Source organism: Streptomyces sp. NPDC012474, assembly GCF_042955185.1.
GTDB lineage: Bacteria > Actinomycetota > Actinomycetes > Streptomycetales > Streptomycetaceae > Streptomyces > Streptomyces cahuitamycinicus.
In genome coordinates, this window is sequence record NZ_JBIBEP010000002.1 from 47,827 (window position 1) to 61,357 (window position 13,531).

The window sequence follows — 13,531 nt, forward strand, 5'->3', positions numbered from 1 at the left end:
CCTTCAACCTCACGACGTAGGTCACGCAGGCAGACCGGGCCGCCCTGTGCGGGGGCGCGCATGGGGCGGCCCGGCGGTCACGCGGTGGCCTCAGCCGCCGGTCCGACCAGCTCGGACAGCACGTCCTCCATGGTCACGAAGCCGATGACCTTGCCGCCCTCCCCTACGACGGCGGCCAGATGACTGCCCTCGGCGCGCAGGGCGGTGAGGGTGTCGTCCAGCGGGGTGTCGATGCGCACACGGGTGACCTTGTGCAGCGCGGTGCGGGGGAAGGGCCGGTCGCGGTCGGTCAGGCCGAGGGTGTCCTTGATGTGCAGGTAGCCCAGGACGACGCCGCGGGGGCCGGTGACCGGGAAGCGGGAGAAGCCCGCCTCGGCCGCCAGCCGTTCCAGCCGGGCAGGGGTGATCGTGTCGTCGACGGTTCGCATCCGCTGCGCCGGGACCAGGATCTCGCCCACCGGCCGGGTGCCCAGCTCCAACGCGTCCCGCAGCCGCTCGCCGTCGGCCGGGCTGAGCAGCCCGGCCTCGCTCGAGTCCACGACCATGCGGGCGAGCTGGTCGTCGGTGAAGACCGACTCGACCCCGTCCTTCGGCTCCACACGCAGCAGTTTGAGCAGGGCGTTGGCGAAGGCGTTGATCCCGAACACGAACGGCCGCAGCGCCCGCGTCAGAGCCACCAGGGGCGGGCCCAGCATCAGCGCGCTGGACACCGGGGCGGCCAGCGCGATGTTCTTCGGCACCATCTCGCCGATCAGCATGTGCAGATAGGTGGCGAGGGTGAGCGCGATGACGAACGCCACCGGGTGCACCAGGCCGTGCGGGAGGTGCACCGCCTCAAAGCCGGGCTCCATCAGGTGCGCGATCGCGGGCTCGGCGACCGCGCCCAGCACCAGCGAGGAGACGGTGATGCCGAGCTGGGCCGTGGCCATCATCGCCGAGAGGTGCTCCAGCGCCCACAGCGTCATCCGGGCCCGCTTGTTGCCTGCCTGGGCGCGCGGTTCGATCTGGCTGCGGCGCACGGAAACCAGGGCGAACTCGGCTCCGACGAAGAACGCGTTGGTCAGCAGCGTCAGGGCACCGATGGCCAGTTGCAGCGCGGTCATCGGGCCTCCTCCATGAGCTGGGCGGGCAAGGCGGCGGCCGACTCGGTGATGCGTATCCGGTCGGCGCGGTGGTGCTCGACCTCCAGCACCTCGAGCTGCCAGCCGTCGAGGTGCACGACATCTCCCTTGCCCGGGATGCGGGACAGACGGGTGGCGACGAGCCCGGCGACCGTCTCGTACGGGCCTTCCGGCGCGGTGAGCCCGATGTCCGTGAGCTGGTCGATGCGGACGCTGCCGTCCGCCTCCCACGCCGCGCGCCCGTCCCGCGTCGCCGGGACGGGGACCAGGTCGGGGGCCTCGAAGGGATCGTGCTCGTCACGCACCTCGCCGACGACCTCCTCGACGATGTCCTCCACGGTCGCCACACCCGCCGTGCCGCCGTACTCGTCAATGATCACGGCCATGGTGCGGTGCTCGCGCAGCCGCTCCAGCAGCCGGTCCGCGGTGAGGCTGTCGGGCACCAGCAAGGGCTCCGTGGTCAGCTCCGTGACCTGCGTGACGGCCCGCTTCTCCGGCTCCAGGGCGAGTACGTCCCGGATGTGGACGGTGCCCACCACCTCGTCAAGGCTGTCGCGGTAGACGGGAAAGCGGGACAGCCCGGTCGCGTGGCAGAGGTTGGCCGCGTCGGCGGCCGTCGCGTGGACCTCCAGGGCCTTGACGTCGACCCTCGGCGTCATCACGTTCTCCGCCGTCAGCTCGCTCAGGTGCAGGGTCCGTACGAACAGTTCCGCGGAGTCCGCTTCCAGGGCCCCCTCGGCGGCCGAGTGCCGGGCCAGCGCGCCCAGCTCCTCGGCGGTTCGGGCGGAGACCAGCTCTTCCGTCGGCTCCAGCCCGAAGCGACGTACAAAACGGTTCGCGGTGCCGTTCAGGTGCCCGATGAACGGGCCGAACGCGGCCGTGAACGCGCGCTGCGGACCAGCGACCACCTTGGCAACCGCCAGTGGTCGCGAAATCGCCCAGTTCTTCGGCACCAGCTCGCCGACCACCATCAGCACGACGGTGGAGATGACCACGCCGAGCACGGTCGCCACCGATGAGGCGGCGCCGCCCAGGCCGATCGCCCGCAGCGGGCCGCGCAGCAGTGCCGCGAGGGACGGCTCGGCGAGCATGCCGATCACCAGAGAGGTGACGGTGATGCCGAGCTGAGCGCCGGAGAGCTGGAGGGTCAGACGGCGTACGGCCTTCAGCGCACCCTCGGCGCCACGCTCGCCGGCCTCGGCGGCGCGCTCCAGGTCAGCGCGCTCGACGGTGGTCAAGGAGAACTCGGCCGCGACGAACACCGCGCAGGCCAGTGTGAGGAGGAGGGCCAGCAGGAGCAGCAGGATCTCGGTCACCGTGCCACCCCCGCTCCCTCGATCACGAGAGGCCGGCGGGGAACGGCACGGCTGGTACTGGGAGGCTCACCCATCGGGGGTACGTCGCTCCTTCTCGAAACTCACGTGGACAGTGGGTGGAAACAGGATTGCCTGCCTCTACAGCAACTGTAAAGGAGTCGCAAAGCACGTCCCCCGGCCCCGGCTCGGTACCCGGAGAGGCCCGGCGGAGTACGGATCACCGCGGCCGGTGGGGTCGTAGCCGGACGGCCGTGATGGTGTGCCGGTGGACTTCGGCGACCTGAAGGGTCCAGTCCGTGAGCCGGACGCTGTCTCCGGGCTGCCGCGGCAGGTGCCCCAGCTGGGCCAGGACGAGACCGGCGACGGTCGTGTAGGGGCCGTGCGCGAGGCCCCCGATGTCGACGCCCAGGTCGGGAAGGTCATGGACGGGGAAGCTGCCGGGCACGAGCAGGGACCCGTCGGGCTGGGTACTGACGGTCGTCAGGTCGGTGTCGGTCTCGTCGTAGATCTCGCCGACGATCTCCTCCAGCAGGTCCTCGATCGTGACGATGCCGTCGACGGAGCCGTGCTCGTCGACGACGAGGGCGAACTGCTGGCGGGCGGCCATCAAGCGGCGGAGGGCTTCGGAGACCTTGGTGAAGTCCGAGAAGTAGGGCGCGGGCCGGGCGAGGTCGGTCACGGGTGCGGTGTCGTCAGCGGTGGTCAGATCGCGCAGGTGGACGATGCCGACGACGTCGTCGATGCGGCCGGAGCGCAGGACCGGGGCACGGGAGTGGCCGGAGCGGGCCAGGTCGAGGCGGGCCTGAGCGGCCGGCAGGTCGTCGGGCAGGCTGAACACGGCGCGGCGTGGGACGACCACGGCGCGCAGGGTGCGTTCGTGGATCTCCAGGGCGCTGGACATGATGGTGCGTTGTTCCGCGGTGAGGCCGCGCTGGCTGACGACCATGTCACGCAGTTCCTCGGTGCTCGGAGGTCTGCGGGTCTCGCGCGGATCGCCTCCGAGCATCCGGACGAGCAGGTCGGTGGCGCGGCTCAGCGCCCAGACGGCAGGACGTGCCGCTGTGGCCAGGACGTCGAGGGGAGTCGCCGCCAGCAGGGACCACCGCTGCGCGTACTGCATCGCCAGGCGCTTGGGAGCCAGCTCGCCCGCCACCAGGGTCACGAAGGTCAGAGCCAAGGTCACCAGGGCGATGGCCAGCGGCTCCGCGGCCCCGCCGGCGAACCCGAAAAGGGGCGTCAGCGGCTCGGCCAGGGACACCGCGGCCGTCGCCGAGGCCAGGAAACCGGCCAGGGTGATGCCGATCTGGATAGTGGCCAGGAACCGGTTGGGGTCCTCGGTGAGGCGCACCAGCCGCCTCCCCCGCGCTCCGCCGCCCTTGCGCAGCCGGCGCAGTTGGCTCTCCCGCAAGGAGACCAGCGCGATCTCGGTGCCGGCGAACAGTGCGTTGAGCACGATCAGCGCTGCGATGAGGGCGATGTCGAACCCGTAGCCGTCCATGCGTCCACCGTGTCACTCAGGAGGCTGGTGCGACCGCACGACAGGCGCGTGCAGGACCCGCTGACGCGTTCCCGAGGCCGCCGGCAACGCCGGGCGTCACCACCTGCGCGATGCCCCCAGGCCGTTCGCGGTCCCCTCCCCACCCGACGCGTACCCGTTTGCGCCACAGGCTCCTGGGCGCTGCAAGGCCCGCCGCCTCCCGGTGTCCGCCGCGTGTCAGCGATGCCCGTCCGTGCCCCGTACCACCGCTACCGGACCGTGCGCGTGATGCAGCAGGGCCTGGCTGACCGACCCCAGCAGCAGCCCGGCGACACCGCCCCGTCCCCTGGCGCCGACCACTGTCAGCCGGGCGGATCGGCTCGCCTCGATCAACGCCTCGCGCGCCCCGCCGTGCACCACCTCCTGCCGCACGGTCACATCCGGGTGGCGCTCCCGATGGCCGGCAAGGGCCTCGGCCAGCAGGCGCTCCTCGCCCTGCGCGCGACCGGCCGGTCCGTCCGTGTACCGCACCGACGCGTCCCGCGCGGCGGGCATCGGCGTGCTCCGCACGGTCCAGGCGTGTACGGCCACCAGACCGGTCCCGTGCAGCACGGCCTCGGCGAAGGCGAAGTCCACCGCCCTGTCTCCCGCCGGGGAGCCGTCGACGCCCACCACGACCGGGCCGTCCGCACGCGGCTCCTCCCGCACCACGAGCACGGGACACCGGCCGTGCGCCGCCAGATGCACCGCCGTCGAGCCCGCCAGGAGCCCGGTGAACCCGCCCATCCCCCGGGATCCGACCACCACCAGCTCGGCGGCACGCGACTGGACCTCCAGCACCGTCAGCGGCTCACCGGGCACCACGGCACGCGAGACCGTCACCTCCGGCTCGGTGGTCCTGGCGCGCTCCACCGCCTCGTGCACCAGACGCTCGACCGTGCTCCGCACACCGCCCGCCGGCGGGCCCAGCGGCGACGAGCCCGGCGGCGGATGCATCGCGGGCCACAGGAAGGCGTGCACCACCCGCAGCTCCGCGCCTCGCAGCCGCGCCTCGTACGCCGCCACCTCCACCGCCGCCAGGCCCGACGCCGACCCGTCCACACCCACAACCACCCGACCGGCCACCATGCCTCCCGGATCCCGGACGCCAGACCTTTCCCCCACCTTCACGCCGTCCGCTCCTCACCGCCAGAGAACCCCGGCCCCATGGCCAGGGCCATCCGGCCCCTCTCCGTGCGCCCCGCCCACACGTTCCGGACACGGCCCCGCTGCAGCGAGCTGGTCGCCGCGCTCGGCCTCGGGGGCACGTTTTCGGCCTTTTCCCTCCGTGCCCGGGCCGACCGCGCTTCACCCGGCCTGTCACAGCCCTATGCTTCTACTCGTTTGTAGAAGGCCCGCGGCAGGGCCGGGCCTCACACACCCGGAAGAGGACACGCATGGCTTCGATCGACCTGGACAAGGTGCTCGACAAGGCGTGGGCGGGCAAGAGCCTGCCCGAGATCCTGGCCGCCCCGGTCGGGGCCCTCAAGGGGGTCTCCGACCGTGACGGCGAGCTGCTTCAGGAGGCGTTCGGGGTCAAGACCGTAGCCGACCTGGCGGAGTTGAAGTACGTCCGCTGGGCGCAGGCTCTCGCCGCGCTGGACGCGGCCAAGTAGCCCGCCCCCGCGCACAACCGTGGTGTCGTGCGCCCGCCCCGGCGCGCGGCACCGCACCTGAACGAGACACACGCACGCATAAGGAGTGGACGCCACCATGGTGTTCAAACGACTGCTCGGATCACTCGGCGTGGGCGGGCCCACCGTCGACACGGTCCTCGACCCGGGAGCCGCCCGACCCGGCGGCACACTGACCGGCCAGGTCCATCTCAAGGGCGGGGACGCCGACTTCGACATCGAGCACATCACCCTGGAGCTCGTGGCCCGGGTCGAGGCCGAGCACGGTGAGGGAGAGAGCGAGGGCGTCGTCGCCTTCGAGCGGTTCACCGTCGGCGGCGGCTTCCGGCTGGGCGCGGGTCAGCAGCACAGCGTCCCGTTCACGGTGACATTGCCGTGGGAGACGCCGATCACCGAGCTGTACGGGCAGGGCCTGGGCATCGTCCTCGGCGTGCGCACCGAGCTGGCGGTGGCCGGCGCGAAGGACAAGGGCGACCTGGACCAGCTGAACATCGCCCCGCTGCCCGCGCAGGAGGCGATCCTGGAAGCCCTCGGCCGGCTCGGCTTCGGCTTCAAGTCCGCCGACCTGGAGTACGGACGCATCGGCGGCACCGGCCAGCAGCTGCCCTTCTACCAGGAGATCGAACTGACCCCGGCGCCGCAGTACGCGCACCAGGTCAACGAGATCGAGGTGACCTTCCTGGCCAACCCGGGCGGCATCGAGGTCGTTCTGGAGGCCGACAAGCGCGGTGGCTTCTTCTCCGGCGGCCATGACGCGCTGACCCGCTTCACCGTCGGCCATCACGACTCCCGCGACTGGAACGCGGAAGTCGACGGCTGGATCCGCCAGTTGGTCGAGCACCGGGCATCGCACGGCTCCCACGGTGCCTACGGTCACGGTGACCCGTACCCAGGGCACGGACACGGCGGGCACCATGGGCACGACGACCACCACCGTTCCGGTCCCGGCATGGGCACCGCCGTCGCCGCGGGTGCCGCCGGGCTCGCGGTCGGTGTCGTCGGCGGCATGGTCGCGGCCGAAGTCGTGGACGAGGTCGGGGACTTCTTCGAAGGCGACGAGGAGGACGAGGGCTGACAACGGCCCTCTGGCAGACGGTGAAGGATGCACCGGCACGGGGCGGGTACGCGCACCTCTCCGCACTCTGCTGATAACTTCTACTAAGTTGTAGAAGAAGCGCTGTCCGGCATCCCGGTCCGGGCATCCTCCCGACACGTACGGAGTTCTCATGGCCCTGTGGGACCGCCTCAAGGAGTCCGCATCCACGATGCAGACCCAGCTCATGGCGAAGAAGAACGACCTGAAGAGCGGCGCCTTCCGCGACGCGAGCATGGCGATGTGCGCGCTCGTCGCTGCCGCCGACGGCACCGTCGACCCGTCCGAGCGGCAGCGCGTGGCCCAGCTCATCGCCACCAACGAGGTGTTGCAGAACTTCGACGCCGACGACCTGCGCCGCCGCTTCGAGGAGAACCTCAACAAGCTCACCGCCGACTTCGACTTCGGCAAGGTGAGCGTCATGCAGGAGATCGCCAAGGCGAAGAAGAAGCCTGCCGAAGCACGGGCCGTCATCCAGATCGGCATCGTCATCGGCGGTGCCGACGGCGACTTCGACAAGGACGAGCAGGCCGTGGTCCGCGAGGCGTGCTACACCCTCGACCTGCCGCCCCACGAGTTCGACCTCTGACCGATCCGGACCATGCGGTGGGCCCACGCCTCTTCGGCGCCGGCCCACCGCGAACACGGTGAGAGCTGGAGTAGTGATGCCGGACGTCGGCCGACCCGCGAGGCGGGGCTCCCTGCGGCATCTGCGCACGGCTGCGGTCCTGGCCAGCGCCGGGATGCTGGTCAGCATCGTGCTCTCGGCCCTGCCCCAGGAAAGGATCCCGCTGCCGTTCAGCGCCGGACATCACCAGGACCGGCGCACGGTCACCGCGACCGTGACAGACGAGGCCGAAACTGTCTTCCGCCTCGTGGAGAGGGCGGGACTCCCCGCCGAGAACTCGGTCCTCTACACCCACCCGGACGAGGACCCCGACGGACTCTTGGGGGCCCCGGACAGCTACCGCAGCAAGCTGACCTTCGAGGACCGACGGATCGACGCCGGCGCGGTCACCGCACCCGATCCCGGTAGCGTCCAGCTCGGCGGTGCGATCGAGGTGTTCCCCGGCGCCGATGCCGCCCGCACGCGCGCCGAGCACCTGCAGACCTCCGCGGCCCGATCACCGGCCCACGCCGAGCGCGCCTACCTCAAGGGGCGGATCCTGCTACGCCTGTCCCCGTACCTGACCGAGAGCGCGGCCGACGCCTATGCCGCTCCCCTCGACGCCGCGGAAGTCGTCCGACCGGCCCCCGAAAGGAACACGGCGGCGGCCTGATGGACCCTCGTTCACCGGATGTCCTCGGGTTCGAGGTCGGTTCCGACCCTCAGGGTCACCGTGTCGGCGACAGCAGCCGTATCCTGCCCGGCCCGCACATCGGGCAACCGGGAGGCGAGCACCTCCGCTTGTGCGTCCAGGCCCTGCGGATGGCCGACCGTGGTGGTGCGTGTGGCCTCCGGGGCGTTGCCCGTGCCGACGACGGTGAAGCCGGCCTGGCGTAGTTTCTCGGCGACGGCGGCGGCACGGCCGGAGATGCCAGTGGCGTTGAGGACCTGCACGCGTACGGAGGAGGCGTGGACGAGGTCCTCGGAATCCGCTTGGAGCTGCTTTTTGTCGACCTCCTCGTCCTGGGCCAGGGCCGCGAACAGGTCGGCGGCCTGGGGGTACTGCCACACGACGTTGGCCTTGTCGGTGGGCACGTCGGCCTCGCGCGGATAGTTGGGCACGGTGAGGAACGTCAGGCGGTCACCCGGGATGCCCTTGAGTTCAGAGGCGAGGCCGTACAGCGGCTTGACGCCCGCCAGGTCCTCATCCGTGGTGAGGGACTCGGTGGCGGACTGCAGAAAGCCGTACAGCGCGTTCGGGCTGGCCAGCTTGGACTGTGCCTTTTCGGCCAGAGCCTGCATGAACTCCTGCTGGCGGCCGATGCGGCCGGTATCGGAGCCGTCGCCGATGCTGTAGCGGGCCCGGACGTAGCCGAGGGCCTCCTCGTCCCTGACGGTCTGGCAGCCCGCCTCCAGGTCCAGGTGGGCCTTCTCGTCGTGGATTGCTTGCTCTGGGCAAACCTCTATGCCGCCAAGGGCGTTGACCATGCCCTTGAAGCCCTGGAAGTCGACGGACGTGAAGTGGTCGATACGCAGGCCAGTGGCGGCCTCGACGGTCCTGATGGTGCAGGCGGCGGCCTCAGCGACTTTGCCGCTGGTGCCGCCGATCGCGAACGCCTCGTTGATCTTGAAGTGGTGAGGTACGGACTTGGTACCGTCGCCCTTGTCGCAGGCCGGTATCTCCACCCACGAGTCGCGGGGGAAGGACACGACGGTGGCCCACTCCCGGTTCGCCGGGATGTGCAGCATCATCAGCGTGTCCGACTGCATGGTGGACAGGCCCTTGCCGTACTCCGCGTTGTCGCCGTCGCGACTGTCGGAGCCGACGACCAGGATGTTCTTGGAGCCAGGACTGAGGTTGACCGGCCGGTTGCCGCCGAGCTTGTTGTCGAGGTCGGTGCCCTGGATGTTGCCGTTCAGGTCCTGGTAGAGCCAGGCACCGACGCCCGCGACGCCGAGGACGAGGGCCGAGCACACGCCCGCGCTCCACATCAGCAACCGCCCCCGCCCCGTCAGCCGGGTCCTCCCTGATCCGGCAGGAGCGCGCCGCCTTCCCGTACTGCTCACTGACGTCCACTCCTCCGCCTGGGTCCGTCGTCCGATGCTCGGGCTTCCAGCCTCGTGTCTGCCGAACGACTGAACTCTACATTCATGTAGAGATACGGGCCGAAGGGGCAGGAGTCTCACCCTGTGGGGGCGCCCGCGTAGCGGTGACACCCCTTGACCGGCACGCATGCAGGACACGGCCGTTGTGGAGGATCGGGCCTTAAGCAGGAGCGACGACGCTCGGCCGGCAGCGCGCTGCCGGCCTTCGCGGGACTCGTCACCGGACTCGCCGTGCTCACCGAGCACGCCTGACACCCCGCCCCGCCCGGGTCAAAGGGGCGTGGCCGCATGCAGGATGAGGACCATCGTCACGGCGGAATTCGCCGACGACATCGCCGACAGGGCAGCTCCCACCGCCGCGCCCCACGTCGCGACACCCACCGACGTGAACAGCGAAGGCCAGTTACGCACTGTCGGAGCGGGTCCGAGCAGGGCTGCCACCCGGCGTGGCACCGGTCCAGCCGCAGCCAAGCCGGCCAGGGTCGCCACCGGAGTGCCCCTGGACACCAGGGCCGCCTTGCCGATCGCGCACGCCACGGCCCGGCGGCTGCCGACCACCTGGGCCGCCTCCTCGTCAGCCCACCGCTCCGCCGTGTACGACACCGCCGTCCGCAGCGGACGCAGGAAGGGATTAGCCCGCGCGGCCAACTGGACCGCGAGAAGAAAGCGGTGATGGCGGGCGGCCAGGTGGGCCCGCTCATGAGCGAACAGCGCCCGGCGCTCGGCGGGTTCGAGGCAGTCCAGCATGGCCGTGGTCACGACCACACGATCCCGCCGACCGCCCGGCAGCGCGTAGGCGTAGGGGACGCCGTCCGGAAGGACGGCCACCTCCGTCTCCCGCAGCCCGGCCAGCGCCCGGTGGGCCCGACGGCGCACCCGGCCGTGCCGCCACATTGTCCGACCGCAAGCCACCAGCACCACGATGAGCGCGGGGATCGCCGCCTTGCCGACGACCTCGTCGTACGGGACCGCCGCGCGCACCTCGGGGTCCGACCAGCCGTCGGGGAGCGGGTTTCCGGGGAGTTGGGCGGTGCCGACCACCATCACCAGGCCGAGGCACAGCGTGCTGCAGGCCGCCATCACCGCGGCCACCCCGGTCAGCAGCCGGGTCGCGGTCCGTGGGTGCAGATGCTGCTCGGCCAGACGCGCGATCGGCCACGCGGTCAACGGCAGCACCAGCGGCAGAAAGACGAACACCCCCATGAGGCTTCAGTCTTCCCCTTCGTTCCTCGACTGACCCAGCAGCTCCCGCAACATCCGCTCGTCGTCCGGGCCCAGACCGGTCACGAAGCTGGCCAGCACCGCCTCCCGGTCGCTTTCGGAGTCCAGCACCTTGCGCATCCTGTGGGCGGCCAGCCCCGCCTGGTCCGACGCGGACGTCCAGGCGAACGACCGACCCGCGCGCTCCCGCGTGACTGCCCCTTTGGCCAGCAGCCGGGTCAGGATGGTGATGACGGTTGTATAAGCGAGGTCTCCGCCCAGGCGCTCCTGCACCCAGCCGGCCGTCGCCGGTCCGTCCGCCTCCCTGAGCGCCGACAGGACCAGCGCCTCCAGCTCACCCTGCCCCCGCCGCCGGGGACGCTGCCGCTGCTCAGCCACGCCCGTCTCCCTTCCGCCGCCGTCCGTTTCCCGCGCGGACATCGTATAGACGCCCCCAAGACCATCGCGCCGCTGCACTTCCCGCCATACCCTCTACAGAATTGTAGAATCTACGCTGCCCCCAGGGCATGCCCATGCACGCAAGCAGGACCACCGAAAGGAACGTCGGGGAAATGAGTGTCATCGCATGGCTGGCACTGGAACTCCTCGCCGGAGCGATCGCCAAAGCCATCCTGCCCGGTCGCGATCCAGGCGGCTGCATCGGCACGACGTTCATCGACATCGCCGGCGCCTTCCTGGGCGGCTGGTTGTCGGCCGAGTTCCTCGGCCGACCGGTCCAGCGCGCGTTCTTCGACGCTGCGACCTGGGGCTCGACCATCGGGGGTGCACTCGTGCCGCTCATCGCCTATCGCCCGCTGTTCGGCAACTCACAAGACTGACAAGGGGCATGCCCGACCGCGCCGACCCCAAGGAGCGATCGCGCCACCCTTCCACTTTCTCTACAGTGATGTAGATTCTTGAGCCTGGGCCCGTGCCGCGGGCCTCGACCGCACCTGCCGAGAAGGAGTACGCAGTGGGAGTTTCCCTGTCCAAGGGCGGCAACGTCTCGCTCAGCAAGGAGGCACCGGGCCTGACCGCCGTCCTGGTCGGTCTGGGCTGGGACGTCCGTACGACCACCGGCACCGACTACGACCTCGACGCCTCCGCGCTGCTCCTCGACACGTCCGGCAAGGTCCTGTCCGATCAGCACTTCGTCTTCTACAACAACCTCAAGAGCCCCGACGGTTCGGTGGAGCACACCGGCGACAACCTCACCGGCGAAGGCGAGGGGGACGACGAGGTCGTCAAGGTGAACCTCGCGGCCGTACCCGCCGAGGTGGACAGGATCGTGTTCCCGGTGTCCATCCACGACGCCGAGAACCGGGGCCAGAGCTTCGGCCAGGTCCGCAACGCCTTCATCCGTATCGTGAACCAGGCCGGCGGCGCCGAGATCGCCCGCTACGACCTGTCCGAGGACGCCTCCACCGAGACCGCGATGGTCTTCGGAGAGCTGTACCGCAACGGCGCCGAGTGGAAGTTCCGCGCGGTCGGCCAGGGCTACGCCTCCGGACTGGCCGGGATTGCCTCCGACTTCGGCGTGGGCGTCTGACACCCGGCGGAGGCGACGCCGGGCTGACTCCCCTGAGGCAGTCCGGCGCCGCCTCCGTACTGCTCCGAGACCGACGCCGAAGCCTTCCCCCTCAGGAGACCATGTGGCCGACCCACTGCGCCTTCGCCCGGAGGACAGGCCGGACTTCGAAGCGGTACTGCACCTGGCACTCGCCACCACGGACATCCAGGCGGTACTGAGCGCCGATCCCACCGGTCAGGCCACCGCGCGCCTGCGCCTCCGCGCGCTCGGGGACGCCGACGAGATAGCCGCCGCGGCACGTGCGGAATACGGCACGTACCTCACCTTGCGTACGTCGGCGGAGCCCGACCCGCCGCCACGTCCCGCCACCGGTAGTGTGCTGCCCGCCCTGGCGGTACTCACCCCGCTCATCGCCGCCACATCCGCCGCCGTCCTGCTCGTCCTCGGCTACCTGCTCCGACTGACCGACGCGAAAGGTTCGCTCCCCGGCTCCCTGGTCACCGCCGGATGGGTCCTGACGTTGATCGCGGGCACCAGCGCCCTCATCGCCTTCGCCGCGATGCTGAGGACGGCGATACGCGGCGGTGACGGAGCCGCACACTCGGCGCGCCTGCAGCAGTCACGGCAGAACTGGCAGCGGGCCCTGCTGGACCGGGGCCTACTGCCCCACCTGCGGCGGTGCCTCCGCGAGGGTCCGGCCCTCCGCCCCACCCCACCCCTGGGCGTCCGCACCGCCCACTCCTACGACTCTCTTACCGCCGCCACCTCGAAGGAGCCCCCCTCCCATGTCGGTCAGTCTGAACAAGGGCCAGCAGATCAGCCTCAGTAAGTCCGACGGCACCACCCTGACGTCCGTGCGCATGGGCCTCGGCTGGCAGGCCGCACCCCGCAAGGGCTTCCTCGCCAAGCTCACCAGGGCGCGGGAGATCGATCTGGACGCCTCCGCCGTCCTCTTCGCCGCCGGGCAGATCGCCGACGTCGTCTTCTTCCAGCACCTGGTCAGCGACGACGGCTCGGTCCGGCACACCGGCGACAACCTCACCGGTGGCGCGGGTACGGGAGGCGACGACGAGGCGGTCCTGGTCGACCTGGCCCGCGTGCCCTCCCACATCGACCAGATCGTCTTCACCGTCAACTCCTTCACCGGCCAGACCTTCGCCGAGGTGCAGAACGCCTTCTGCCGCCTGGTCGACGAGACGACTGGAGCCGAACTGGCCCGCTACACGCTCACCGGGGGCGGTGATCACACCGCCCAAATCATGGCGAAGGTCCACCGCTCCGGCGGTGGCTGGCAGATGAAGGCCATAGGCGCACCCGCCACCGGCCGCACCTTCCAGGACCTGCTTCCGGCTATCACGCCTCACCTGTGAACGCCGCCGCCGCTACGCTCGCGCCGTCCAGGCCCCG

At 70.7% G+C, this 13,531-nt stretch carries 15 protein-coding genes; 8 read left to right on the plus strand and 7 right to left on the minus strand.

Annotated features, from left to right (window positions below):
- Positions 1-77: 77 nt before the first annotated feature.
- The 4 genes from ACFY9S_RS04955 to ACFY9S_RS04970 all read right to left on the minus strand — a co-directional run bounded on the left by ACFY9S_RS04955 (position 78) and on the right by ACFY9S_RS04970 (position 5,042).
- A complete protein-coding gene (locus tag ACFY9S_RS04955) occupies positions 78-1,103 on the minus strand; it encodes a CNNM domain-containing protein (RefSeq protein ID WP_391123080.1) in 1,026 nt (341 codons plus the stop codon).
- Positions 1,100-2,437: a CNNM domain-containing protein gene (locus tag ACFY9S_RS04960; RefSeq protein ID WP_391123083.1), complete on the minus strand. Its 1,338-nt coding sequence runs from the start codon at positions 2,435-2,437 to the stop codon at positions 1,100-1,102. The genes ACFY9S_RS04955 and ACFY9S_RS04960 overlap by 4 nt, the downstream gene beginning before the upstream one ends.
- Before the next feature lie 217 nt (positions 2,438-2,654).
- Positions 2,655-3,935 carry a CNNM domain-containing protein gene (locus tag ACFY9S_RS04965; protein WP_391123086.1) on the minus strand — a complete coding sequence of 427 codons (1,281 nt, stop codon included), beginning with the start codon at positions 3,933-3,935 and terminating at the stop codon, positions 2,655-2,657.
- Positions 3,936-4,151: 216 nt separating this feature from the next.
- A complete protein-coding gene (locus tag ACFY9S_RS04970) occupies positions 4,152-5,042 on the minus strand; it encodes a universal stress protein (RefSeq protein WP_391123089.1) in 891 nt (296 codons plus the stop codon).
- Positions 5,043-5,350: 308 nt separating this feature from the next.
- On the opposite strand from ACFY9S_RS04970, the gene ACFY9S_RS04975 reads away from it, so the two are divergent.
- The 4 genes from ACFY9S_RS04975 to ACFY9S_RS04990 all read left to right on the plus strand — a co-directional run bounded on the left by ACFY9S_RS04975 (position 5,351) and on the right by ACFY9S_RS04990 (position 7,960).
- Positions 5,351-5,569, plus strand: coding sequence for a hypothetical protein (locus ACFY9S_RS04975; protein ID WP_391123092.1), 219 nt, complete (start codon positions 5,351-5,353; stop codon positions 5,567-5,569).
- 97 nt (positions 5,570-5,666) lie between these two features.
- Positions 5,667-6,662: a sporulation protein gene (locus tag ACFY9S_RS04980; RefSeq protein ID WP_391123095.1), complete on the plus strand. Its 996-nt coding sequence runs from the start codon at positions 5,667-5,669 to the stop codon at positions 6,660-6,662.
- A 151-nt stretch (positions 6,663-6,813) separates the two neighbouring features.
- Complete coding sequence (locus ACFY9S_RS04985) at positions 6,814-7,269, plus strand: TerB family tellurite resistance protein (RefSeq protein ID WP_391123098.1); 456 nt, start codon at positions 6,814-6,816, stop codon at positions 7,267-7,269.
- Positions 7,270-7,345: 76 nt separating this feature from the next.
- Positions 7,346-7,960, plus strand: coding sequence for a hypothetical protein (locus ACFY9S_RS04990; protein ID WP_391123101.1), 615 nt, complete (start codon positions 7,346-7,348; stop codon positions 7,958-7,960).
- 11 nt (positions 7,961-7,971) lie between these two features.
- On the opposite strand, the gene ACFY9S_RS04995 is transcribed toward ACFY9S_RS04990, so the two are convergent.
- The 3 genes from ACFY9S_RS04995 to ACFY9S_RS05005 all read right to left on the minus strand — a co-directional run bounded on the left by ACFY9S_RS04995 (position 7,972) and on the right by ACFY9S_RS05005 (position 10,992).
- Positions 7,972-9,279, minus strand: coding sequence for an LCP family protein (locus ACFY9S_RS04995; protein WP_391124210.1), 1,308 nt, complete (start codon positions 9,277-9,279; stop codon positions 7,972-7,974).
- Positions 9,280-9,663: 384 nt separating this feature from the next.
- Positions 9,664-10,596, minus strand: coding sequence for a M48 family metalloprotease (locus tag ACFY9S_RS05000; RefSeq protein ID WP_391123104.1), 933 nt, complete (start codon positions 10,594-10,596; stop codon positions 9,664-9,666).
- 6 nt (positions 10,597-10,602) lie between these two features.
- Positions 10,603-10,992, minus strand: a complete 390-nt coding sequence (locus ACFY9S_RS05005; RefSeq protein ID WP_391123107.1) for a BlaI/MecI/CopY family transcriptional regulator — start codon at positions 10,990-10,992, stop codon at positions 10,603-10,605.
- 173 nt (positions 10,993-11,165) lie between these two features.
- On the opposite strand from ACFY9S_RS05005, the gene ACFY9S_RS05010 reads away from it, so the two are divergent.
- The 4 genes from ACFY9S_RS05010 (at position 11,166) to ACFY9S_RS05025 (ending at position 13,494) form a co-directional block, all read left to right on the plus strand.
- Entirely contained in the window at positions 11,166-11,432 is a 267-nt protein-coding gene (locus ACFY9S_RS05010) for a GlsB/YeaQ/YmgE family stress response membrane protein (RefSeq protein WP_391123109.1), read from the plus strand.
- A 134-nt stretch (positions 11,433-11,566) separates the two neighbouring features.
- Complete coding sequence (locus tag ACFY9S_RS05015; RefSeq protein WP_391123112.1) at positions 11,567-12,142, plus strand: TerD family protein; 576 nt, start codon at positions 11,567-11,569, stop codon at positions 12,140-12,142.
- Between the two features lie 103 nt (positions 12,143-12,245).
- Positions 12,246-12,953, plus strand: coding sequence for a hypothetical protein (locus ACFY9S_RS05020; protein ID WP_391123115.1), 708 nt, complete (start codon positions 12,246-12,248; stop codon positions 12,951-12,953).
- Positions 12,910-13,494 carry a TerD family protein gene (locus ACFY9S_RS05025; protein ID WP_391123118.1) on the plus strand — a complete coding sequence of 195 codons (585 nt, stop codon included), beginning with the start codon at positions 12,910-12,912 and terminating at the stop codon, positions 13,492-13,494. Before ACFY9S_RS05020 ends, ACFY9S_RS05025 begins: the two co-directional genes overlap by 44 nt.
- Positions 13,495-13,531: the final 37 nt, after the last annotated feature.